Raw genomic sequence first — 21,822 nt, forward strand, 5'->3', positions numbered from 1 at the left:
CGGCGGGTCGCGGCGTTTCTGGGGGTGCCCGGGAGAGGCCGTGAAGAATCTCCCGCATCAACCGGGCAACACCGTGCACGTGCGGTTGAAGCTCGCTAAGACTTTGCTGTGAGGAAGGGAAAGCGGTGAAGTTCTCCAGCCCTCCTCGTCCTTGGTGTTGTGGCTGCCCCGAAAGCCGACGCCTTCGCAACGGTGTACGACAAGGCGACCGACAAGTGCGCCATCACCTTCACCGACACCAACGCCCGGCGCATCAACGACGCCTACGAGGGCCTTGTCCTCCGCATGGGTGAGCAGGTAAGGGACGGCTTAACGGGCGAACCGGCGAAGGCGGACGCCCAGGTCGTGTGGGAGTACGGCCTCCGGAAGGACGTGACGAGCGCCACCGACCTGCCGGTGCCCGCCGACCCGGCCATCCCCACCGCCAGACGCGCCTCGCCCGCGGCTCTGTCGCCGGCGGTGCCATCGGCGGCTTCATCTCCGGCGGAGGGTTCGCCGCCCCGATCGCCTCCTCCGGCAAGGAGTTCAAGGCGTGCGTGGAGCACGAGAAGCTGAGCGGCTCCGTCGTGCCGGGCTGCTCACTGACCTCCAGCCAGGCGACCGGCATCGGTATCGCCGGCCTGGTGGCGGGCATCCTTGCACTGACCGGTGCAGGTTTCGCCCAGCCCTTTCGTGGATCGGTTCACGGCGCAGCTGCCGCGCCAGGCTACCCTGAACCTCCTGGGAGTGTGGTGCGTTTCCGCAGCGTGCGGGGGCGGGGGCAAAATATTTGCGCGTGGTTGGAACAACTTTGAGCTGGCTCCCGTTGTATAGGTTGAGCGCAACGGACTCAAGGTCGCGGGAGTGACGTGTATAGTGGTTCCCGGAAGTTGAGTCCAAAGCAATCAACTTGTAGAGAACGCAACTCATCGAAACTCATCAGGAGGAATCAGAAAATATGGCACGCGCAGTAGGTATCGACCTCGGTACGACGAACTCGGTTGTCTCTGTCCTCGAGGGCGGCGACCCGGTAGTTATCGCCAACTCGGAGGGCTCCCGCACCACCCCGTCGGTTGTGGCCTTCGCCAAGAACGGCGAGGTCCTCGTGGGGCAGTCCGCCAAGAACCAGGCGGTTACCAACGTTGACCGCACCATCCGCTCCGTCAAGCGCCACATGGGCGAGGACTGGACCGTCGACATCGACGGCAAGGAGTACACCCCGCAGGAGATCTCCGCGCGCACCCTCATGAAGCTGAAGCGCGACGCCGAGGCGTACCTGGGTGACGAGGTCACCGACGCCGTCATTACCGTCCCCGCCTACTTCGAGGACGCCCAGCGCCAGGCCACCAAGGAGGCAGGCCAGATCGCGGGCCTCAACGTCCTGCGCATCGTCAACGAGCCGACCGCCGCCGCGCTGGCCTACGGCCTGGAGAAGGCCGACAAGGAGCAGACCATCCTCGTCTTCGACCTGGGCGGCGGCACCTTCGACGTCTCCCTCCTCGAGATCGGCGACGGTGTCGTCGAGGTGCTCGCCACCGCCGGCGACAACGAGCTCGGCGGTGACGACTGGGATCAGCGCATCGTCGACTGGCTGGCGGACAAGTTCAAGTCGCAGAACGGCATCGACCTGACCAAGGACAAGATGGCCCTGCAGCGTCTGCGCGAGGCCGCCGAGAAGGCCAAGATCGAGCTGTCGTCTGCCCAGCAGGCCTCCATCAACCTGCCGTACATCACGGTCGATGCCGAGAAGAACCCGCTCTTCCTTGACGAGACCCTGACCCGCACCGAGTTCCAGAAGATCACCTCCGACCTGCTCGACCGCACCAAGGCGCCGTTCAACCAGGTGATCAAGGACGCCGGCCTCTCCGTCGGCGACATCAACCAGGTCGTCCTCGTCGGCGGCTCCACCCGCATGCCGGCCGTGACCGACCTGGTCAAGGAGCTCACCGGCGGCAAGGAGCCTAACAAGGGCGTCAACCCGGACGAGGTCGTCGCCCTCGGCGCCGCACTCCAGGCCGGCGTGCTGCGCGGCGACGTCAAGGACGTGCTGCTTCTCGACGTCACCCCGCTCTCCCTGGGCATCGAGACCAAGGGCGGTGTGATGACCAAGCTCATCGAGCGCAACACCACCATCCCGACCAAGCGTTCCGAGACCTTCACCACCGCCGAGGACAACCAGCCCTCCGTGCAGATCCAGGTCTTCCAGGGCGAGCGCGAGATGGCGTCCGCCAACAAGCTGCTCGGCTCCTTCGAGCTGGCCGGCATCGCCCCGGCCCCGCGCGGTGTGCCGCAGATCGAGGTCACCTTCGACATCGACGCCAACGGCATCGTCTCCGTCTCGGCCAAGGACAAGGCCACCGGCAAGGAGAACACTATCAAGATCCAGGAGGGCTCCGGCCTCTCCCAGGAGGAGATAGACCGCATGGTCAAGGACGCGGAGCAGCACGCCGACGAGGACCGCAAGCGCCGCGAGGAGCAGGAGACCCGCAACAACGCGGAGTCCATGGCCTACCAGACCCGCAAGTTCATGGACGAGAACTCCGACAAGCTGTCCGAGGACCTCAAGACCCGCGTCACCGAGGCGGCCGACGCCGTCGACGAGGCGCTCAAGGGCGATGACTTGGACGCGATCAAGTCGGCCGTCGAGAAGCTGACCACCGAGTCCCAGGAGCTGGGCAAGGCCCTCTACGAGGCCGAGGCCAACACCGGCGCCACCCAGGCGGACGCCGCGGGCGACGACAACGTGGTGGACGCAGAGGTCGTCGAGGACGACGACAACGCCGGCACCGACAACAAGTAAGGAGGGCGCTCATGACCAAGGAGAACCCGCAGATGCCCACCGACCCGGGCGCACCCGAGAACAACGACGAGCAGTACATCTCCCCGGACCAGGCCGAGTCCCTGGCCGACGAGGCCGCCGAGTCCGAGGCGCTCGAGGCTGACGAGGACCCCCTCTCAGTCGCCGTCGACGAGGACATCGACGACGTGGTGACTGAGGAGACCGAACCCGACGCCGACGGCGACGGGGCGGTCAGCGACGTCGAGCTCCAGCTCGCCGAGCGCACCGAGGACCTGCAGCGCGTGAGCGCCGAGTACGCCAACTACCGGCGCCGCACCGAGCGCGAGCGCACGCAGATCGCGGAGCAGTCCAAGGCCTCCGTGTTGACGCAGATGATCCCGCTCCTCGACGACCTCGACCTCGCCAAGCAGCACGGCGACCTCAACGAGGGCCCGCTCAAGGCCTTCGCCGACAAGTTCCGCGCGCTGCTCGACACGCAGAAGGTTGCCCCCTTCGGCGCGGAGGGCGAGGACTTCGACCCGGAGATCCACGAGGCCGTGCAGGACCTGTCCACCGGCGACAGCAAGGTGATCGGCACCGTCCTGCGCCAGGGCTACCGCGTCGGGGACCGCCTGGTGCGCAACGCGATGGTCATCATCGCCGACGCTGCCGGCACTGGCACCGACGAGGCCAACTAGCCCCTCCACCCAGAGGGCACCACGCGCCGGGGAGAGGTCGCGCCGAAACAATCGGGCGGTCCTCACCCCGGCGTTAGCTTTAGATACCCACTCCCGCGCCGGGCGCGGGGCAACAAACAGAACTTAGAATGAACACACCCACACTCTCGCGAAAGGAGGGGTGAAGCAGATGGCTATACAGCAGGAATGGGCCAACAAGGACTACTACGGCGACCTGGGGGTCTCCTCGAACGCGAGCGCCGCCGACATCAAGAAGGCGTACCGCAGGCTCGCGCGGGAAAACCACCCCGACTCCAATCCCGGCAACAAGGTGGCGGAGGAAAAATTCAAGCGCGTCGCCGAGGCCTACGACGTGCTCGGTGACGAGACGAAGCGCAAGGAGTACGACGAGCTCAAGTCCATGATCAACTCCGGGGGCTTCGGCCGCTTCGGAGGGGCAGGAGGCCCGGGCTTCCCGGGAGGGTTTCGCACGACGCAAACCGACTTCGACCTCGGAGACATCTTCGGAGGTGCCGCTGGTGGACAAGCTGCAGACGGCGGCCTTGGTGATATCTTCGGTAGCTTCTTTAACCGCGGCGGCGGTGCTGGCAGGAACGCTCGGCCGTCGCGGGGGGCCGACGTCGAAACGGAAATAAGCCTCGACTTCCGGGAGGCGGCCAAGGGCACGACCATCCCCGTCGAACTGACCGGCGAGGCCCCGTGCACCACCTGCCACGGCTCCGGCTCCAAGTCGGGCCACACCACGACATGCGACCTGTGCTCCGGCTCCGGGTTCATCCGCGAAAACAGCGGCGGCTTCGGCATGGCGCGCCCGTGCACCAAGTGCGGCGGCACCGGCACGATCGTCGAGGACCCGTGCCCCACGTGCTCCGGCACCGGAACGGTGCGGCGCACCCGCTCGATCACCGTGCGCATCCCCGCAGGCGTGGTCGACGGGCAGAAGGTGCGGCTGGCGGGGCAGGGCGAGGCCGGGCCGAACGGGACACCTGCCGGCGACCTCTTCGTCACAGTGCAGGTGCGCCCCGACAAGGTCTTCACCCGCTCGGGCGACGACCTCGAGGTGACCGTCCCCGTGTCCTTCGGCGAGCTCGCCCTGGGCGGGACCGTTACGGTGCCCACCCTGGACAACCGCGTCAAGGTGAAGGTCCCCGCCGGCACCCCGAGCGGGCGCACCCTGCGTGTGAAGGGCCGCGGCGTGCCGAAGCGCTCGGGCACCGCAGGCGACCTTCTGGTCACCGTCCAGGTGCAGGTGCCGAAGGACCTCGACCCCTCCGCCACCAGCGCCCTGCGCACCTACGCGCAGGCCGAGAAGGACTCCGGCTTCGACCCGCGCGCCGGGTGGGCCGGGCTGGCGTAGGAGGTGAGCCATGGCAGCGGACACGCCACAGGAGTACTACGTCATCTCGGTTGCCGCAGAGCTCACGGGCATGCACGCCCAAACCCTGCGCACCTACGACCGCATGGGTCTGGTCACCCCCGCCCGCACGTCGGGAGGGGGCAGGCGATACTCGCGCCGCGACATCACGATGCTGCAGCGCATCCAGCACCTCTCCCAGGAGGAGGGGGTCAACCTCGCGGGGATCAAGACGATCATCGAGCTGACCAGCCAGATCGAGGAGCTGCAGTCGCAGCTTAACCACCAGAAGGAGCAGAACGACCAGCTGCGCCAGCGCCTGAGCGCAGGCTCGCGGCGCGGCGGCGAGCTCGTCCACGTGCCCCGCTCGACGGCGGTCGTCGCGTGGGAGCCCGCTTACCGACGCCGCCGCGACCCCCGCTGACGGCCCCGGCGGGGCCCGCCGCTACTTGAAGGTGATGGATGCGGCGGCGTCGATGTGGCGGATGTTGGCGCGGGCGAGATCGATCATCCGGCCCACGCCGCCGTCGAGCACCGTCTTCACCCCGGCGGTGGTGAACCCCTTCATCATGTCCCAGGTGATGTTCGGCGGCAGGGACAGCGCGTCGGGGTCGGTAACGATGTCCACGAGCACCGGGCCGTCGTAGGCGAGCGCCTCCTTGAGGGTGGGGCGCAGCTCCTTCGGATCCTCGATGCGGAAGGACTTGATGCCCGCGCCCTCAGCGATCGCGGCGAAGTTGACCTGCTCGTGGTCCGTTTCGTGTTCGGGGAAGCCCTCGACGAGCATCTCGAGCTTGACCATGCCGAGCGAGGAGTTGTTGAACACGACGGTCTTGATGGGCAGGTTGTGCAGCTTCACGGTGAGCAGCTCTCCCATGAGCATCCCCAGGCCGCCGTCGCCGGACCAGGAAATCACCTGGCGGTCCGGGAAGGCGGCCTGCACGCCGATGGCCTGGGGCAGCGCGTTGGCCATGGTGCCGTGCAGGAAGGAGGCCGACTCGTCGCGCCTGCCGTTCGGGGTGAGGTAGCGCGAGGACCACACGTTGCACATGCCGGTGTCGACGGTGAAGTAGGCGTCGTCGTCCGCGAGCTCGTCGAGCACCTTCGCCGCGAGCTCGGGGTGGATCGGCACCCGGGACTCCTGGGCCTCGGAGGTGTACTTGTCCACCACGTCCTCGAGCAGTTCGTGGTGGCGCTTGAGCATCGCGTCGAGGAAGGAGCGGTCCGTCTTCTCTTCGACGTGGGGCAGGATGTTGTCGATGACGCTGCGCACGTCGCCGACCACCGGGTACTTCACCGGGGTGCGGCGGCCGATGTGGGTGCCGTCGATGTCGATCTGCGCGACGTTGTCGTGCGGCAGCCAGTCCGTGTAGGGGAAGTCGGTGCCCACCATGATGAACAGGTCGGCCTTCTTTGAGGCCTCGTGGCAGGCGCCGTAGCCGAGCAGGCCCGACATGCCGACATCGAAGGGGTTGTCGTACTCGATGTACATCTTGCCGCGGAAGGAGTGCCCCACTGGGGCCTTGATCTTTTCGGCGAGGGCGAACAGCTCTTCGCGGGCGTCACGGGCCCCGTATCCCGCGAAGAGGGTGACGGTGTCCGCCTCGTTGATCGCGGCGACGAGGCGGGCGGCCTCGGCGGGGTCGGGGAAGACGCGCTTGTCCGCGCCGGTGGCGTACACGGAATCGGCGGGGCTCGGCGCGGAGCTGACCTCGGCGGCGAACACGTCGCCGGGGATGACCATGACGGATACGCCGTTGCCGGCCATCGTGTTCTGGATCGCGTTGTGGAGAACGCGCATGCCCTGGTCTGGGGAGTTGACCACCTCGCGGTAGGAGGAGCACTCCTGGAAGAGGTACTCGGGGTGGGTCTCCTGGAAGAAGGCGGAGCCGATCTCGGCGGAGGGGATGTGCGAGGCGATGGCGAGCACCTTCGCGCCGTTGCGGTGGGCCTCGAAGAGCCCCTGCACGAAGTGGGTGTTGCCCGGGCCGCACGAGCCACCGCAGACGGCAAGCTCGTCGGCGGCGAGCGAGTCGGCGCCCGCGGCGAAGGCGGCCGCCTCCTCGTTGCGGACGTGGATCCACTCGATGTCGTGCTTGCGCACCGCGTCGGACAGGGGGTTAAGGGAGTCGCCGACGAGGCCGTAGATGCGGGTGACGCCGAGCTCCTCCAGCTTGGATACAAGCCGGTCAGCAAAGGTGGCTGCCATGATTCTCCTTCACGTGTTGACTTTTTCTGACGAGTAATTAACACCTCCATTCGTACACGCTTCGCCGCTAGCGGGGCGGGGAGGAGAGCGCGCGCAGGAAGTCGGGGTCCGTGAAGTACGCCGAGTGGCCACCCTCGACGCCCTCCACAACGGTGGCGCCGAAGGAGGGGTCCGAGGGTGAGTAACCGTGCACGGCGCGGTCGCGGTAGCGCAGCCCGGTGATGGGGTCGGTGTCGGCGTCGACGACAAACACGGCGGGATCCTCGCCGAGCAGACGCATGTCCGCGGCCGAGCGCACGGGGACACCGGGGGAGCCGAGCAGCCACAGCTCGTCGGCGTACAGGCCCGGCTCGCCCGCCGCGTGGGCCGCGACGACCGTGCCGTAGCTGTGCGCCAGGATGGTCTTCCGGGCGTGCGGGAAGCGCTCCTCCACGGCGATCTGGAAGGCGGCGAGCTTCTCCCCGCCCTCGCGCGCGGCCGCGGGGTTGATGCCGAGCGGGACGTCCGGGGGCGGGCGGTAGCCCTGCCACACCACGACGGCACCCCCGGTGGCCTCAGCGATCCGGCGGGCCTTGTCCAGCTCGCCGGCCAGCTTCTCGGGGCGGCCCGTCGACACCCCGGCGACGAGGGTCGTGACGCGGGCCGGGTCCGTCGCGTCGCCGACCAGCACCGTTGTGCCGCCGGGGCCGGACTCCAGGATGAGCCCGCCCGCCGCGTGTACCTCCCGGATCGTCGCGGCCGGGACGGTTGGGAGGTTGCTGGCGTGGATCTCCTCGAGGGAGTCGAAGGGGCGCTGCACCAGCTGGGGCGCGCCGGGCTCGGCCGGGCCGAGGGCGGCGAGCCGCATCGCCGCCGCAGCAGCGGTGTCCAGGAGCCAGGCCATCATGTTGAGCCACTCGATGGCCTGCGCGCGGCCGAAGTTGTCGGCGAGGTCCGCGAGCTGGTCCAGCTTTTCCTGGGCGGACGCGGCGGAGGCGAGGATCTGGGAGGCGTGGTGCAGCAGGGCGGAGCGGCGCAGGAACGCCTGCGCGATCTCGGCCAGGCGGGCCAGCGCGGCGTCGGCGGCGGGCCCGGCGAAACCGGTGGCGTCGATGCGCCGGGCCGCCTCCCGGGTGTCGGCGGCGCGGGCGGCGAGCAGCCCGGCCGCGTGGGCGAGCGCCTCGGCCGAGCCGGCCAGCTCGGCAGCGCGCAGGGGCGGGGCGTAGACCGCGGCCGGCGCGCTCACGGGGCGCCCCCGCCGAGGCGCGCGGCGACCTGGGAGTCCAGGCGGTGGACGGTGTCGGCGAAGTCGGCGATCGACGCGGTGTGGTCGTGGGCGGCGGTGGTGGTGGCGTCGATAAGCGTGGCCCAGCGGCGCTGCGCCTCGTCGAGCGCTGCGGCGAGCGCGCCGGGCGAGAGCTGGGCGCGGGGCGGGTCGGGCCAGTCGGGCAGGCTCTCGCGGGCGGCGCGGGCGGTGGCGGTGGTGAGGCGCAGGAAATTCATGGGCACAGCATGCGCACGGCGGCGCGGCGCGGCAACGGTGCCTGCTGCGGCCTGTGGACAACCCGTGGTGCGGGAGGAGTTTTCCACATATCGTGGCGTCATGAAGATCGCGCTGTTGCAGGTCATCACCACGGGTGATAAGCAGGAGAATCTGGCCCTCGTCACCCCGCGGATCCGCGAGGCGGCCGCGGCGGGAGCCACCCTGATCGTGCTGCCGGAGGCGACGATGCAGGCCTTCAACCAGGGCAGACTGGACACGCAGGCGGAGGACCTCGACGGCCCGTTCGCCACCGGATTGCGCGCGCTCGCCGAGGAGCTGGGGGTGACGATCGTGGCGGGAATGTTCCGCCCGGCGGACACCCGGGGCGGGCTCAACCGCGTCTACAACACCGCGCTCATCACCGGCGGCGGGGTGCACAAGGGCTACGACAAGATCCACACCTTCGATGCCTTCGACTACCGCGAATCCGACACCGTCAAACCGGGTTCCGAGCTGGTCACCTTCACCCACGAGGGCACGGTCGTGGGCGTGGCCACGTGCTACGACGCCCGCTTCCCGGAGCAGTTCAAGGACCTCGCCCGGCTCGGCGCCGAGGTCATTGTCGTGCCCACGAGCTGGGCCGACGGCGAGGGAAAGCTGGAGCAGTGGCGGGCGCTCACCGTCGCGCGGGCCCTGGACTCCGGCACCTTCGTCGCGGCGGCGGGCCAGGCCCGGCCGGGAGGGCCGGAAAAGGCGGGGGAGCCGAGCGGGCCGACGGGGATCGGCCACTCCGTCGTGGTGGGGCCGACGGGCCGCAGGCTCGCGGAGGCTGGCTACGGGGAGGACACCCTCGTCGTCGACATCGACACCGCCGAGGCCGCCGCCGCCCGACGCGCCCTGCCCCTGCTCTAAAATCCCGCGGTCAGGCCCACATCGTGGGGGCGTCGGGGGCGATTTCGAGGACGTCGCCAGCACCCGCCCCGCGGAGGCCCGAGGCGATCGCCCGCACGCTTGCCGACGCCCCACTGACCACCACCCTGCGACCCCACCACAGCTCGGGCGGCACTGCCGAGCCCAGCGGGGCGCGCGAGACGGAGAACCAGTCGTGCGCCTCGGCGAGGGCGGAAAACACCCGGTAGTCGTAGTGGTCGCGCCGGGTGCCCGCCTGCAGGCGGAGGTGGACGTCCGGCCGCTCGGCGCTGTCCAGGAACCCGAAGGCGAGGGCCTTGGCCGCGGCTGCCCCGGTACCCGCCGCGACGATGAGCAGGGCCTCCTCGGGCTCGCAGCGGACCACGGGCCCGCGCGCCGCGCCGAGGGTGACGTAGCTGCCGGCCACGGGCGCGAACTCGTCGGTGACGTGGAACTCGAGCTGGCCGAAGGGGTTGGCGGGCAGCGCGGGGACGAGGTTGCGCCACACACCGGGGCGGGCGGTGTCCATGACGGGGACGAACTGGCCGGGCAGGTAGCTCAGCTCCATGCCGGCCTCCAGCCGGACCACCTTGACGCGCCCGTCCGATCCCCTTTCGGAGACGGAGGCGACCTGGGCGGCGGTCGCTGCCGGGATCCCCGCGGTGTCGGCGGCGGCGGCCTCGCGCTGCATGACGTCCGCGGTGGCGTCGACAATCGCGAGCGCGGCCGGAACCTCAGCCAGACCGGCGGGCTCGAGGGCGCGGTGGGCGGCCGCTGCAAAGTCGGAGTAGGCGGAGGCGGGGAAGCCGAAGCGGCGGAAGTCCAGGGCGAAGGCGCGCAGGCGGCGGGCCACGGCGGGGGTCAGCGCGCCGTCGGGAGACTGGAAGAGAAGCCAGCGGAGGGCGTCGACAAGCGAAGGCGGGACCGTGTCCGTGCCTGCGGGGAAGATGCCGCGGGCGTGAGGCACGGACCCGACGAGCTCCTCGAAGTAGCGGCGCCGGATGACCTCGCTGTTCGCGTCGAGGTAGTCGACCAATGCTGAAAACCTGCCCATGCAATCAAGGGTACTGATTGAGGAAAAACCGCCGGTTTCGGTTACTCTTCCCTCGGAAACTGCACATCCGGGGTCGCGTGCCCCGCATCAATGGGAGGGCTCGCCGGTGGAATACACCCCGTACACGCTGCTTCTCGACATCGGGTGGATCTCCATCCTGCTGATCATCGGAAACGCTCTGCGCAACCGGTTGAGAATCCTCCAGGCCCTCCTCCTTCCCGCACCGATCACCGCCGGCCTCATCGGGCTGCTGCTCGGCCCGGAGGTCCTCGGCCTGATCAACTGGTCCGACAAGATCGGCGCCTACACCACCATCCTCATCGCCGTCGTGTTCGCCTCCATGGCGTACTCCATGGAGATGGGCGGCTCCGTCGCCTCCGGCGCGCGCAACATGTGGGGCTACTCCACCGCGATGTTCATGGGGCAGTGGGGCATCTTCGTGCTGCTCGGCCTCTACCTCTTCGCGCCGCTGTTCGGCACCGAGCCGTGGTTCGGCATGATGCTGCCGGTCGGCTTCGTCGGCGGTTTCGGCACGGCCGCGGCCGTTGGCTCGTCGCTGGAGGAGATCGGCTTCGCCGAGGCGTCGTCCATCGGCTTCACCTCCGCCACCGTGGGCACTCTCGTCGCCATCGTCGGCGGCGTCATCGTGGCCAACTGGGGCATTCGCAAGGGCAAGGCCACGGAGCTGCAGGGCAAGCTTCCCGACGACCTGCGCACCGGCTACATCGGCAACCTCGACGAGCGCCCCTCCATCGGCAAGGCCACCACCAACCCGTCCTCGATCGAGCCGCTCGCCCTGCACGGCGGCTTCATCATCTTCACCGTGCTCATCGCCTACATGCTCAACGGGCTGATCAAGGACCAGTGGCCCAACGTGTCCATCCCGCTGTTCGCCATGTCCTTCGTGGTCGGCCTGGTCGGCCGACTCCTGCTCCGCGCGACGGGCCGGGGCGACTTCCTCGACCGCGACACCATCACCACCATCTCCGGCGCGGCGACCGACTACATGATCGCCTTCGGCATCGCCTCCATCGTCCCCGCCGCGCTGGCGGGGTACTGGCAGGCGCTGGTGCTGATGTTCGTCCTCGGCACGATCTTCTGCGTCGTGTGGATGCTGTGGGCGGGCCCGCTCTTCTTCGGCGAATACTGGCTCGAGCGAGGCATCTTCGGCTGGGGCTGGGCCACCGCCGCCGTCGCGACCGGCATCGCCCTGCTCAAGATGGTCGACCCCAAGCTCAAGTCCGGCACCCTCAACGAGTACGGCGTGGCCTACGTCGGCTTCGCCCCCTTCGAGATCGGCATGACCATCCTCGCTCCCATCGCGGTGATCGCTGGCTTCACGACGGGCTTCGGCTGGGCCTCCTTCGCCATCGCCGTCGCCGTGATCGTGGTGGCTTACGCCTTGAAGTGGGTGCCCGCCGACAAGCACGGCACGGCCTGGAAGACCCGGCACGAGGTCTTCGGCTCCGACGATGGCGGAATCACCCGCGGCAAGCTGATCAACAACGACTAGATCTCTTCTCACGGTCCCGTCCGCACGGCCCGCGACGCCCACGTGGCGCTCGCGGGCTTTGTGCGTTGGCGCGCTGGGGATGCCGGGACTGCGCGCCGGGACAGCGCGCCGGGAGACCGGAATCGAAAATTCTTTACTTGAGCGGAACAGACTCAACTTCTGGGGCGTTGCACATGATGTAGCGAAAATTAAGTAGAGAAAGGACGGGTGCTCTTCATGGCATCTTTCAACCCCACGACGAAAACCCAGGAGGCGATCCAGCAGGCGCTGCAGCGCGCCTCCGCCGCGGGCAACCCGGACATCCGTCCGGCCCACCTGCTTGAGGCGATCCTGCAGCAGGAGGACGGCATCGCCGCCCCCGTGCTCAAGGCCACGGGCGTGGACCCGGCGACGGTGGCCCGCGAGGCGGGCGAGATCGTTGACGGCTACCCCAAGGCTGAGGGCCAGAACATGGCCAACCCGAACTTCAACCGCGACGCCCTCAACGCGATCAACTCCGCCCAGGAGCTGGCCGGCGAGCTGGGTGACGAGTACGTCTCCACCGAGGTCCTGCTCGCGGCGATCGCCCGCGGCAGCGACGAGGCCGCGGAGCTGCTGAAGAAGCGCGGCGCCACGTACGACGTGCTCAAGGGCGCCTTCCCCTCCGTGCGCGGGAACAAGAAGGTGACCTCGCAGGACCCGGAGGGCCAGTTCCAGGCGCTGGAGAAGTACTCGACCGACCTGACGGCGCGGGCCCGCGAGGGCAAGATCGACCCGGTCATCGGCCGCGATTCGGAGATTCGCCGCGTGGTGCAGGTGCTGTCGCGCAGGACGAAGAACAACCCGGTCCTGATCGGTGAGCCGGGCGTCGGTAAGACTGCGATCGTCGAGGGGCTGGCGCGCCGCATCGTGGCTGGCGACGTCCCCGAGTCGCTCAAGGGCAAGACCCTGATCTCGCTGGACCTCGGCTCGATGGTCGCGGGCGCGAAGTACCGCGGCGAGTTCGAAGAGCGCCTGAAGGCGGTGCTGGACGAGATCAAGTCCTCCGAGGGCGAGATCATCACCTTCATCGACGAGCTGCACACCATCGTGGGCGCCGGCGCGACCGGCGAGGGCGCGATGGACGCGGGCAACATGATCAAGCCGATGCTGGCCCGCGGCGAGCTGCGCCTCGTCGGCGCGACGACGCTGGACGAGTACCGCCAGTACATCGAGAAGGACGCCGCGCTGGAGCGCCGCTTCCAGCAGGTGTACGTGGGCGAGCCGACGGTGGAGGACACCATCGGCATCCTGCGCGGGCTGAAGGAGCGCTATGAGGTGCACCACGGCGTGCGCATCCAGGACTCGGCGCTGGTGGCGGCGGCGGAGCTGTCGAACCGCTACATCACTAACCGCTTCCTGCCGGACAAGGCGATCGACTTGGTCGACGAGGCCGGATCGAGGCTGCGCATGGAGATCGACTCCTCCCCGCAGGAGATCGACGAGCTCGAGCGCGTCGTGCGGCGCCTGGAGATCGAGGAGATCGCCCTGCAGAAGGAGTCCGACGCCGCCTCGAAGGAGCGCCTGGACGCCCTGCGCCAGGAACTCGCCGACCAGCGCGAGACTCTGGGCGAGATGAAGGCGCGCTGGGCGAACGAGAAGGCGGAGATCGACAAGGTCCAGAACGCGAAGGAGGAGCTCGAGCGGCTGCGCAACGAGTCCGAGATCGCGGAGCGCGAGGGCGATTACGCCAAGGTCTCCGAGCTGCGCTACGGGCGCATCCCGGAGCTGGAGCAGGAGGTCGCCGCGGCGGAGGCCGAGGAGACCACGCGCACGATGCTCACCGAGGAGGTCACCCCGGACGTCATCGCGGACGTTGTGTCCAGCTGGACGGGCATCCCGGCCGGCAAGATGATGCAGGGCGAGACCGAAAAGCTGCTCAACATGGAGACGGTGCTCGGCGGGCGCGTCATCGGCCAGACCGAGGCGGTCACCGCCGTCTCGGACGCCGTGCGCCGCTCCCGCGCGGGTGTCGCCGACCCGAACCGCCCGATCGGTTCCTTCCTCTTCCTCGGGCCCACGGGCGTGGGCAAGACGGAGCTGGCCAAAGCACTCGCCGAGTTCCTCTTCGACGACGAGGCGGCGATGATCCGCATCGACATGTCGGAGTACGGCGAGAAGCACTCGGTGGCCCGCCTCGTCGGTGCCCCTCCGGGATACGTCGGCTACGACGCCGGCGGCCAGCTCACGGAGGCGGTGCGCCGCCGCCCCTACTCGCTCGTGCTTTTCGACGAGGTGGAGAAGGCGCACCAGGACGTCTTCGACGTGCTGCTCCAGGTCCTCGATGAGGGTCGCCTCACCGACGGCCAGGGCCGCACGGTGGACTTCCGCAACACGGTGGTCATCCTGACGTCCAACCTGGGCGCGGGCGGCAACCGCGAGCAGATCATGGACGCGGTGAAGGCGCACTTCAAGCCGGAGTTCATCAACCGCCTCGACGACGTCGTGGTCTTCGACCCGCTGACCGAGGAGCAGCTGGTGGGCATCGTCGACTTCCAGCTCGGCTCCCTCGCCGACCGCCTCGCTTCGCGACGCCTCACGCTCAACGTCTCGCCCGCGGCGAAGGCGTGGCTGGCGGAGCGCGGCTATGACCCGGCCTACGGCGCCCGGCCGCTGCGCCGCGTGATCCAGCAGGCGATCGGAGACCGCCTGGCCAAGGAGCTGCTGGCCGGCTACGTCCGCGACGGCGACACAGTCAACGTGGACGTTGCCGAGGGCGGGGAGTCCCTGACGGTGGACGCCGCGTAGCTCCCGGGGCGCGTGGTGGGGCGTCGAAAAGCTATTGCACCCCTAACAAAGGGTGGCTAGCGTGGCGGGCAAACCCGTACCCCCTATCCCCTTGAAGGAGGATGACATGTCCACCCCCACCACCATGCGCGCGGTGGTCGTCGAGGAGTTCGGCCCGGTCGTCGACGTCCACGAGATCGATCTGCCCACCCCCGGCCCCTTCCAGGCCCTCGTCAAGCTGAAGGCCTCGGGGATCTGCCACACCGACCTGCACGCCGCGCACGGCGACTGGCCGGTCAAGCCCGCCCCGCCCTTCGTCCCCGGCCATGAGGGCGTGGGTGTCGTCGTCGAGCTCGGGCCGGGCGAGCACTCCGTCGCGGTGGTGGACATGGTCGGCAACGCGTGGCTGTGGTCCGCGTGCGGCGAGTGCGAGTTCTGCCGTACTGGTCACGGCGGTGCACCCGCAGGCCTTCGGGCAGGCGATCGGCACGGTGCGCACGAACGGCACCATTGTCTTCGTCGGCCTGCCCCCGGGGGACTTCCCGGCGCCGATCTTCGACACGGTCCTGCGCGGCATCACCATCCGCGGCTCGCTCGTGGGCACGCGCCAGGACATGGCCGAAGCGCTCGACTTCTACGCGCGCGGCGAGGTGAAGCCGCACGTCACCGAGTGCACGCTTGACGACGTCAACGATGTCTTCGCCCGGATGGAGGAGGGCAAGATCGACGGGCGCATGTCCATCAAGTACTAGGCGGACACTGGGCAAGAATGAGGCAAGAACCAGGCAAGTTTCAGGCGCGGACCGGGCCGAGCTCGGTGCCGCGCCTGGCGCATTCGCGGGCCCCACGGACTAAGGTACGAGGCATGCAGCCGACGACGATGATCATCACCCGCGTGGCCGTGCCTGGTGTGGAAAACGAGCAGCTGGCCGCGCACCAGCTGGGGGAGAACAAGTTTGTGGTGGCCAGCGTCCCGTTCGTGGATACCACGCTGGCGCTGGGCGACATCGTCGAGTGCGTGCGGGTGGACCGCCACTTCCACGTCGACCGCGTGATCGTTCGCGGCGGGGCGTCGACGGTGCGGATCCTGCCGAACGAGGAGCACCCGCACGACATCGCGGAGACGCTGCTGGCCTTCGGGTGCCGCGTGGAGGTCGGCCCGGGCGGGATGCTCGCCGCGAGCATCGGCGCGGACTGCCCGCGCGAGGGCATCGTCGAGTGGCTCGACGGCCTGGCCGACGACGGGGTGATCCAGCTGGCTCCCGGCTACACGGCGTAGGCAGGGGAGAAACTTTAGACTGGGCCGCATGAGCGTATTTGTCCCAGCCGCAGAACTGCGCGAACGCATCCACTCCGGGAAGAACCAGGCCGTCATCGCGGCGCTGTGGGAACCCGAGGAGGGCAAGGCGTGGTCGACGTTCCAGTCTGAGCACATCCCGACCGCCATGTTCTGTGACCCGCCCATGACGCTTGCCGGCATGCCGGGCCGGAGGGCCGGGCGCAACCCGATGCCGACGGTGGACATCCTGCTCAAGGCGGCGCGCAGCTGGGGCGTGGAGAAGAGGCACCCGACCTACATCTACGACACGGGCAACGGCGTCTTCGCGGCGCGCGCGTGGTGGATGCTGCGCTGGCTGGGCGTCGAGGATGTCCACATTGTCGACGGCGGCTGGGCGGCCTGGGACAAGGCCGGCTTCGAGACGGTCGCCGGCCCCGGCAACGTCGCTGTCTTCGCCGACATCGAGCCCAACCCGGGAGCGCTGCCCACGGCGACGATCGATGAGGTCAAGGAGTTCACGGGCCTGCTTATCGACGCCCGCGGGGCGAACCGCTACAGCGGGCGCCGCGAGCTGCTCGACCTCAAGGCAGGCCACATCCCCCAGGCGGTCAACCTGCCCGTCTACGACCTGTTCGACGGCGAGACGCAGCAGGTCAAGGAGGTGGACTACATCCGCGAGCGCTTCTCGCGCATCGGCGTCACCCAGAACACGGCCCCGGCCGGGGCGGTGGCCTACTCCGGTTCGGGCAACCACTCGGCCCTGCTGCTGGCGGCGATGGAGCACGCCGGGCTGCCGGTGGTGACCCACTTCATCGGCGGCTGGTCGCAGTGGGCCGGCGACCGGGCCAACCCCGTGGCCACTGACCTGTGATGTCGCGGGCGGGCGCTACAGTATTTCCCGATGGCCTACATACTTATCCTCCTCAGTCTCCTCGCCCTGGCGGGGGCCGTTGTCTTGCTGCTCGCGGACTCACGCGAGCGTTCCGCCGATGCCGCGGAGGGGGCCGCGCCGGCGCCTGAGGCGGCGGCTGCCGCCCCGGAGGAGCGCGGCGAGGAGGTGGCTCCCGATCCCGAGCCTGAACCCGAGGCAGAGCCGGAACCCGAGCCTGAGCCAGCACCTGCGCCCGAGACAGCGCCTGAGCTCGAGCCCGAGCCCGAACCTGAGCGCGAATCTCAGCCGGAACCTGAGCTGGAGTCTGAGCCCGAGCCGGATCCCGCCCCGGAGGCCCAGCCGGGCGGGGTGACCCTGCGCCGCTGGGAGCCGCCGACCGGGGAGGAGCGCGCCCCGCGCCCGCACCGCCGTTCCGGGCTGCAGCTGCCGGGCTCCTCGCGCCGGGAGCGCCGCGCCTGGGCGGAGGCGCACGGCTTCGACTTCGCCCGGCAGGACGAGTTCCTGAACGGGGAGTGGACCCGGGGAGCGGCGGCCTCGGGGGCCGCGGCGAAGGACATCGCCTCGGGCGTGATGTACGGCCACGAGGTCCTGGTCATGGACCTCGGAGGCGTCACCGTGATGGCGATGCGCACCGGCGAGGTTAGCGACGTCGTCGTGGACCTGCGCCGTCGCGGGTTCAGCGCCGCGTCCTCGGCCGACCTGGTCGAGGTGGGCGAGGTGGAGGACTTCACCGTCTACGCCACCGAGGCCGGCCCGGCGCAGCGCTTCCTGGACGTGCGCGTGCGCACGGCGCTGGAGCAGCTGCCCGCGGCGGCGACGGCGGTGTGGTTCGAGTCCGAGTGGGTGCTCGCGGAGACGGAGCACGGCACGACGCCCGCCGAGTGGGACGAGATGCTCGCCCCGCTCGCCCTGCTTGCCGACGCCGCACGGGTCCTCCCCCCGCATGCCTGGCACCCGGTGGAGCAGCCGTACCCGACCCGGGAGATGGGGGAGGGGCTGGGCGTTGCCGGGGGCGTCGAGAAGCGTGAGGAAGCTGCGCCGAAGGTGCAGCGCCCCGAGGAGCCTCTGGAGATGCCGACGCGCACCACGGGCGCCGTGCGCGGGGTGATCTCGCACCGCGCCGTCGGCGGCGACGAGGTCGAGCCGATTGCCGAGGGCGGGTCGCGCGACACCGCCGGCGGCGACCTGACGCGGGTGCGGCGGGACCAGACGCCCCCCTCGATATTCGGCGACTAATGTGTGGGGGCATGGGAACTGTGAATGAGGCCAAGAGGAACGAGCTGGCCGAGCTGGTCAAGGAGCTCGCCGTCGTGCACGGCAGGGTGACCCTGTCCTCGGGCAAGGAAGCCGACTACTACGTGGACCTGCGCCGCGCCACCCTGCACAACCAGGCGTCCCCGCTGATCGGCGAGCTGCTGCGCGAACTCACCGACGACCTCGACTTCGACGCCGTGGGCGGCCTAACCCTGGGCGCGGACCCGGTGGCCACCGCCGTCATGCACGCCGACGGCCGCGCCATCGACGCCTTCGTCGTGCGCAAGGAGGCCAAGAAGCACGGCATGCAGCGCCGCATCGAGGGCCCCGGCATCAAGGGCCGCCGCGTGCTGGTGGTGGAGGACACCACGACCACCGGCAACTCGCCGCTGACCGCCGTGGAGGCCTGCCGCGAGGAGGGCGCCGAGGTTGTCGCCGTGGCCACCGTGGTCGACCGGGCGACGGGCGCCCAGAAGGTCATCGAGGAGGCGGGGCTGGAGTACCGCTACCTGCTCGGACTCGGCGACCTTGGACTCGAGTAGCACCGGTACCGGCAAGGGGCCCACGGAGTGGGCGGAGGGACGCCACGGCGTCGGCCCCTGGGAGGGGCCCTGGCCGGACGACCCGCGCTACGACCCGGAGCTGCTTGCCAACGGCGACACCCGCAACGTCGTCGACGCCTTCCGCTACTGGTCGCTCGAGGCGATCAACGCGGAGCTCGATACGCGGCGCCACCCCTTCCACGTGGCGATCGAGAACTTCGAGAACGACATGAACATCGGCACCGTGGTGCGCACCGCGAACGCGTTTCTGGCGCGGGAGGTGCACGTCGTGGGGCGGCGCCGCTGGAACCGGCGCGGCGCGATGGTCACCGACCGCTACCAGCACATCCGCCACCACGACACGGTCGCCGACCTGATGCGGTGGGCGGAGGAGAACTCGCTGGCCGTGGTGGCCATCGACAACACGCCCGGGGCCGTGCCGCTGGAGACGGCGCAGCTGCCCGAGCGCTGCGTGCTCGTCTTCGGGCAGGAGGGCCCCGGGATCACCGATAACACCCGGGAGCGCGCCGAGATGACGTGCTCGATCGCCCAGTTCGGATCCACCCGCTCCATCAACGCCGGTGTGGCGGCGGGCATCGCCATGCACGCGTGGATCCGGCAGCACGCGAACCTGAAACAATCCTGGTAGTTCTGGCAATATACGTGGCAGGAGATTTATTGACGAGGGAGTTGCCTGTGCCCGAAACGTGGTCACACCGCGCTGACCTGGCGGAAGCGGCCATTCAGGAGCGCCACGCCACCCGCCTGTGGGGCATGCCCAAGACGAACCTGGCGGCGGTGGCCTGGCCCCCCGGCTGGCGGGAGACGTCCTTCCTGCACTGGCACTACTGGTGGCAGGCCCACTACCTCGACTGCCTCATCGACGCCGCACTGCGCCGCTCGACCAAGCAGCGCCGCAAGCGCATCCACCACACGCTGCACGGCATCATCGCCCGCAGCCGGGGGCGGCTGACGGCGAACCGCTACTACGACGACAAGTCCTGGCTCGCCCTGGCGTGGAACCGCGCGCTGGCGCTGGACGGGTTCACGCAGTCCAAGCGGCTCACCGCCCTAGAGTTCAATATCCTGGCGGGGATCGACCCCTCGACGGGCGTGCTGCCGTGGCGGGCCAACGAGACGTTCTACAACGTGCCCTCCAACGGCCCGGCGGCCATCCTCTTCGCCCGGACGGGCAGGCTGGACAAGTCCCGCGAGATGGTCGACTGGATCTACGACAACCTCATGGCCGACAACGGCCTGGTCCAGGACGGGATCCGCATGCGCATGCACGGCCCCGAGGTGGTGGAGAAGATCTACACCTACAACCAGGGCACGGTGCTCGGCGCGAGCCTCGAGATCGCCCTGGCGCTGCGCCACGACGTCGGGCTCGCCGATGACGAGCCGATCGACTCCTTCGACCACTCCCACCGCGCCGACGCCTCGGTGTTCTACATCACGCACATCCGGGCGCTGGTGCGCGCCATCGCGCGCCACCTGGCCACCCCGCGCGACGTGATCCTCTGCCCGCCCCACGAGACCCACGACGGCGACGGGGGCCTGTTCAAGGGCATCCTCGTGCGCTACCTCGCCGACGTGGCGGTGCGGATGCCGGAGGACAGCCCGGAGAACGTGGCGACGAAGAAGCTGGCGGCCCGGCTCGTCATGGCCTCGGCGGAGTCGCTGTGGGAGCACCGCCTCGAGGTGGACGGCCTGCCGGTGTTCTCCTCGGACTGGATCGAGGACGCGCGGCTGCCCCACAACTACGGCTTGGGTCCGTCGTCGATTAGCGAGGCCGTCGGGCTCGTGCGCATCGACGAGCGCGACCTGTCCGTGCAGCTCTCCGGCTGGATGCTGCTGGAGGCCGCGGCGAAGGTGGCGGCCTACACCGCGGGCAAGAACTGAAAGGCAAGAACTGAAGGGTAAGAACAAAACGGCAAGAATCCGCCTCAACGCGGCCCCGGGGCGCATTCTTACCCTTTGGTTCTTACCGTGAAGGCCAGCGGGGAGCGCGACTGCAGCGCCCCGCCAAAACGGGCATACTGGGGTGAGTACGCAACCGGAGAATCGGAGGTTCCCAGCATGCCCATTGCCACCCCTGAGGTCTATAACGCGATGTTCGACCGCGCGAAGCAGGAGGGCTTCGCATACCCGGCCATCAACTGCACCTCGTCCGAGACGATCAACGCCGCCATCAAGGGCTTCGCCGAGGCGGAGTCCGACGGCATCATCCAGTTCTCCCTCGGCGGCGCCGAGTTCGGCTCGGGCCTGGCCGTGAAGAACAAGGTTGTCGGCGCGCAGGCGCTGGCGGCCTTCGCGCACGAGGTGGCCAAGCACTACGACGTCAACATCGCGCTGCACACCGACCACTGCCAGAAGGAGATGCTGGACGAGTACGTCCGCCCGCTGCTGGCCATCTCGCAGGAGCGCGTTGACCGCGGCGAGAACCCGCTGTTCCAGTCCCACATGTGGGACGGCTCGGCCATCCCGATCGACGAGAACCTGGAGATCGCGAAGGAGCTGCTGGAGAAGGCCCGCAAGGCGAACATCATCCTCGAGGTGGAGATCGGCGTCGTCGGCGGCGAGGAGGACGGCGTCGAGGCGAAGGCCGGCGCGAACCTCTACACCACCCCGGGGGACTTCGAGAAGACCATCGACGCCCTCGGCACCGGCGAGAACGGCCGCTACCTGCTCGCCGCGACCTTCGGCAACGTCCACGGCGTGTACAAGCCGGGCAACGTGAAGCTGCGCCCCGAGGTCCTCGGGGAGGGGCAGAAGGTGGCCGTCGCCAAGCTTGGGCTCAACGAGGGCGACCAGCCCTTCGACTTCGTCTTCCACGGCGGCTCCGGCTCCGAGAAGGAGAAGATCGAGGAGGCCCTGCGCCACGGCGTAATCAAGATGAACGTGGACACCGACACCCAGTACGCGTTCACCCGCCCGGTCGCCTCCCACATGTTCGAGAACTACGACGGCGTGCTCAAGATCGACGGCGAGGTGGGCAACAAGAAGGCCTACGACCCGCGCTCCTACCTCAAGAAGGCTGAGCAGTCCATGTCCGAGCGCGTCATCGAGGCGTGCCAGGACCTCCACTCCGTGGGCACCTCGCTGAACAAGTAGCCCCCGCTTATCGACGCCCCATCGGCCCTCCCGGTGGGG

The 21,822-nt window shown here is 69.2% G+C and carries 20 protein-coding genes and 1 pseudogene; 17 read left to right on the forward strand and 4 right to left on the reverse strand.

Annotated elements, in window-relative coordinates:
- The first annotated feature begins 159 nt into the window (after positions 1-159).
- The 6 genes from DYZ02_RS08015 to DYZ02_RS08035 all read left to right on the forward strand — a co-directional run bounded on the left by DYZ02_RS08015 (position 160) and on the right by DYZ02_RS08035 (position 5,234).
- Positions 160-555, forward strand: a complete 396-nt coding sequence (locus DYZ02_RS08015; RefSeq protein ID WP_115685771.1) for a hypothetical protein — start codon at positions 160-162, stop codon at positions 553-555.
- The gene (locus tag DYZ02_RS11250) at positions 537-794 is read left to right on the forward strand and encodes a hypothetical protein (protein ID WP_147291493.1); all 258 of its coding nucleotides are present in this window, start codon (positions 537-539) and stop codon (positions 792-794) included. Before DYZ02_RS08015 ends, DYZ02_RS11250 begins: the two co-directional genes overlap by 19 nt.
- A gap of 143 nt (positions 795-937) precedes the next feature.
- Positions 938-2,779 carry a molecular chaperone DnaK gene (gene dnaK, locus DYZ02_RS08020; protein ID WP_115685772.1) on the forward strand — a complete coding sequence of 614 codons (1,842 nt, stop codon included), beginning with the start codon at positions 938-940 and terminating at the stop codon, positions 2,777-2,779.
- An 11-nt stretch (positions 2,780-2,790) separates the two neighbouring features.
- Complete coding sequence (gene grpE, locus DYZ02_RS08025) at positions 2,791-3,456, forward strand: nucleotide exchange factor GrpE (RefSeq protein WP_115685773.1); 666 nt, start codon at positions 2,791-2,793, stop codon at positions 3,454-3,456.
- Positions 3,457-3,625: 169 nt separating this feature from the next.
- The gene (dnaJ, locus tag DYZ02_RS08030) at positions 3,626-4,813 is read left to right on the forward strand and encodes a molecular chaperone DnaJ (protein WP_115686431.1); all 1,188 of its coding nucleotides are present in this window, start codon (positions 3,626-3,628) and stop codon (positions 4,811-4,813) included.
- Between the two features lie 10 nt (positions 4,814-4,823).
- The gene (locus DYZ02_RS08035) at positions 4,824-5,234 is read left to right on the forward strand and encodes a heat shock protein transcriptional repressor HspR (RefSeq protein ID WP_115685774.1); all 411 of its coding nucleotides are present in this window, start codon (positions 4,824-4,826) and stop codon (positions 5,232-5,234) included.
- A 21-nt stretch (positions 5,235-5,255) separates the two neighbouring features.
- Here the strand turns inward: DYZ02_RS08035 and DYZ02_RS08040 are convergent, their stop codons facing one another.
- From DYZ02_RS08040 to DYZ02_RS08050, 3 genes are all read right to left on the reverse strand, one after another.
- Positions 5,256-7,019 (reverse strand): pyruvate dehydrogenase, encoded by a 1,764-nt coding sequence (locus DYZ02_RS08040; RefSeq protein WP_115685775.1) that lies wholly within the window; start codon positions 7,017-7,019, stop codon positions 5,256-5,258.
- 67 nt (positions 7,020-7,086) lie between these two features.
- Entirely contained in the window at positions 7,087-8,244 is a 1,158-nt protein-coding gene (locus tag DYZ02_RS08045; protein ID WP_115685776.1) for an alpha/beta hydrolase, read from the reverse strand.
- Positions 8,241-8,501, reverse strand: coding sequence for a hypothetical protein (locus DYZ02_RS08050; RefSeq protein ID WP_115685777.1), 261 nt, complete (start codon positions 8,499-8,501; stop codon positions 8,241-8,243). The genes DYZ02_RS08045 and DYZ02_RS08050 overlap by 4 nt, the downstream gene beginning before the upstream one ends.
- Before the next feature lie 100 nt (positions 8,502-8,601).
- Here DYZ02_RS08050 and DYZ02_RS08055 point away from each other — a divergent pair, with 100 nt between their 5' ends.
- Positions 8,602-9,393: a carbon-nitrogen hydrolase family protein gene (locus tag DYZ02_RS08055; RefSeq protein ID WP_115685778.1), complete on the forward strand. Its 792-nt coding sequence runs from the start codon at positions 8,602-8,604 to the stop codon at positions 9,391-9,393.
- A gap of 10 nt (positions 9,394-9,403) precedes the next feature.
- Here the strand turns inward: DYZ02_RS08055 and DYZ02_RS08060 are convergent, their stop codons facing one another.
- Entirely contained in the window at positions 9,404-10,444 is a 1,041-nt protein-coding gene (locus DYZ02_RS08060; RefSeq protein ID WP_147291494.1) for a ferredoxin reductase domain-containing protein, read from the reverse strand.
- 106 nt (positions 10,445-10,550) lie between these two features.
- Between DYZ02_RS08060 and DYZ02_RS08065 the strand changes: the two genes are divergently transcribed.
- From DYZ02_RS08065 to fbaA, 10 genes and pseudogenes are all read left to right on the forward strand, one after another.
- Positions 10,551-11,957: a sodium/glutamate symporter gene (locus DYZ02_RS08065; RefSeq protein WP_181896931.1), complete on the forward strand. Its 1,407-nt coding sequence runs from the start codon at positions 10,551-10,553 to the stop codon at positions 11,955-11,957.
- A gap of 216 nt (positions 11,958-12,173) precedes the next feature.
- The gene (gene clpB, locus DYZ02_RS08070) at positions 12,174-14,723 is read left to right on the forward strand and encodes an ATP-dependent chaperone ClpB (protein WP_115686432.1); all 2,550 of its coding nucleotides are present in this window, start codon (positions 12,174-12,176) and stop codon (positions 14,721-14,723) included.
- 106 nt (positions 14,724-14,829) lie between these two features.
- A pseudogene (locus DYZ02_RS11665) lies at positions 14,830-15,454 on the forward strand (alcohol dehydrogenase catalytic domain-containing protein).
- Between the two features lie 113 nt (positions 15,455-15,567).
- Positions 15,568-15,981 carry a DUF4265 domain-containing protein gene (locus DYZ02_RS08080; RefSeq protein WP_115685781.1) on the forward strand — a complete coding sequence of 138 codons (414 nt, stop codon included), beginning with the start codon at positions 15,568-15,570 and terminating at the stop codon, positions 15,979-15,981.
- 28 nt (positions 15,982-16,009) lie between these two features.
- Positions 16,010-16,852, forward strand: a complete 843-nt coding sequence (locus tag DYZ02_RS08085; protein WP_115685782.1) for a sulfurtransferase — start codon at positions 16,010-16,012, stop codon at positions 16,850-16,852.
- Between the two features lie 30 nt (positions 16,853-16,882).
- Positions 16,883-18,109 (forward strand): type III secretion system chaperone family protein, encoded by a 1,227-nt coding sequence (locus DYZ02_RS11390; RefSeq protein ID WP_181896934.1) that lies wholly within the window; start codon positions 16,883-16,885, stop codon positions 18,107-18,109.
- A gap of 11 nt (positions 18,110-18,120) precedes the next feature.
- Positions 18,121-18,669 carry an orotate phosphoribosyltransferase gene (gene pyrE, locus DYZ02_RS08100; RefSeq protein ID WP_115685784.1) on the forward strand — a complete coding sequence of 183 codons (549 nt, stop codon included), beginning with the start codon at positions 18,121-18,123 and terminating at the stop codon, positions 18,667-18,669.
- Positions 18,656-19,318 (forward strand): TrmH family RNA methyltransferase, encoded by a 663-nt coding sequence (locus DYZ02_RS08105; RefSeq protein ID WP_115685785.1) that lies wholly within the window; start codon positions 18,656-18,658, stop codon positions 19,316-19,318. The genes pyrE and DYZ02_RS08105 overlap by 14 nt, the downstream gene beginning before the upstream one ends.
- Positions 19,319-19,365: 47 nt before the next feature.
- The gene (locus DYZ02_RS08110; RefSeq protein WP_115685786.1) at positions 19,366-20,571 is read left to right on the forward strand and encodes a glycoside hydrolase family 76 protein; all 1,206 of its coding nucleotides are present in this window, start codon (positions 19,366-19,368) and stop codon (positions 20,569-20,571) included.
- A gap of 177 nt (positions 20,572-20,748) precedes the next feature.
- Positions 20,749-21,783: a class II fructose-bisphosphate aldolase gene (gene fbaA, locus DYZ02_RS08115; protein WP_115685787.1), complete on the forward strand. Its 1,035-nt coding sequence runs from the start codon at positions 20,749-20,751 to the stop codon at positions 21,781-21,783.
- Positions 21,784-21,822: the final 39 nt, after the last annotated feature.

The organism is Corynebacterium senegalense (assembly GCF_900411315.1).
Taxonomy (GTDB): Bacteria; Actinomycetota; Actinomycetes; order Mycobacteriales; family Mycobacteriaceae; genus Corynebacterium; species Corynebacterium senegalense.

Excerpts from the sequence above, each read along its gene's own strand:
- dnaK (WP_115685772.1), top strand. The coding sequence starts at position 938 with ATGGCACGCGCAGTAGGTATCGACCTCGGTACGACGAACTCGGTTGTC.
- grpE (WP_115685773.1), top strand. The coding sequence starts at position 2,791 with ATGACCAAGGAGAACCCGCAGATGCCCACCGACCCGGGCGCACCCGAG.
- dnaJ (WP_115686431.1), top strand. The coding sequence starts at position 3,626 with ATGGCTATACAGCAGGAATGGGCCAACAAGGACTACTACGGCGACCTG.
- DYZ02_RS08035 (WP_115685774.1), top strand. The coding sequence starts at position 4,824 with ATGGCAGCGGACACGCCACAGGAGTACTACGTCATCTCGGTTGCCGCA.
- DYZ02_RS08040 (WP_115685775.1), bottom strand. The coding sequence starts at position 7,019 with ATGGCAGCCACCTTTGCTGACCGGCTTGTATCCAAGCTGGAGGAGCTC.
- DYZ02_RS08050 (WP_115685777.1), bottom strand. The coding sequence starts at position 8,501 with ATGAATTTCCTGCGCCTCACCACCGCCACCGCCCGCGCCGCCCGCGAG.
- DYZ02_RS08055 (WP_115685778.1), top strand. The coding sequence starts at position 8,602 with ATGAAGATCGCGCTGTTGCAGGTCATCACCACGGGTGATAAGCAGGAG.
- DYZ02_RS08060 (WP_147291494.1), bottom strand. The coding sequence starts at position 10,444 with ATGGGCAGGTTTTCAGCATTGGTCGACTACCTCGACGCGAACAGCGAG.
- clpB (WP_115686432.1), top strand. The coding sequence starts at position 12,174 with ATGGCATCTTTCAACCCCACGACGAAAACCCAGGAGGCGATCCAGCAG.
- DYZ02_RS08080 (WP_115685781.1), top strand. The coding sequence starts at position 15,568 with ATGCAGCCGACGACGATGATCATCACCCGCGTGGCCGTGCCTGGTGTG.
- DYZ02_RS08085 (WP_115685782.1), top strand. The coding sequence starts at position 16,010 with ATGAGCGTATTTGTCCCAGCCGCAGAACTGCGCGAACGCATCCACTCC.
- DYZ02_RS11390 (WP_181896934.1), top strand. The coding sequence starts at position 16,883 with ATGGCCTACATACTTATCCTCCTCAGTCTCCTCGCCCTGGCGGGGGCC.
- pyrE (WP_115685784.1), top strand. The coding sequence starts at position 18,121 with ATGGGAACTGTGAATGAGGCCAAGAGGAACGAGCTGGCCGAGCTGGTC.
- fbaA (WP_115685787.1), top strand. The coding sequence starts at position 20,749 with ATGCCCATTGCCACCCCTGAGGTCTATAACGCGATGTTCGACCGCGCG.